Source organism: Ensifer sp. ENS07 (assembly GCF_014852185.1).
In the GTDB taxonomy this organism is placed as follows: domain Bacteria; phylum Pseudomonadota; class Alphaproteobacteria; order Rhizobiales; family Rhizobiaceae; genus Ensifer; species Ensifer adhaerens.
Genome location: NZ_JACVBE010000088.1, coordinates 1 through 256, shown reverse-complemented (window position 1 = coordinate 256; position 256 = coordinate 1). Strand labels below are relative to the sequence as shown.

1 protein-coding gene is annotated in these 256 nt (G+C 64.5%); it reads right to left on the bottom strand.

What is annotated here, in order from left to right; genetic code table 11:
* Positions 1 to 256, bottom strand: a 256-nt coding sequence (locus IB277_RS39135; RefSeq protein ID WP_192341303.1) for an ABC transporter permease subunit, incomplete at both ends; no start/stop codon positions are given.

Below are 256 nucleotides of genomic sequence, written 5' to 3'. Positions count from 1 at the left end.
ACCGAGACGGCGCCGAACTCGCCCATGGCGCGGGCGTTGCACAAAAGCACGCCGTAAAGCAGCCCCCATTTGATGTTGGGCAGCGTCACATGCCAGAAGGTCTGCCAGCCCGATGCCCCGAGAGACAAGGCTGCCTCCTCGTCGCTACTGCCCTGTTCCTGCATCAACGGGATCAGCTCGCGGGCGACGAAGGGGAAGGTGACGAAGACGGTGGCGAGCACCAGGCCCGGCACGGCAAAGAGGATCTGGATGCCGT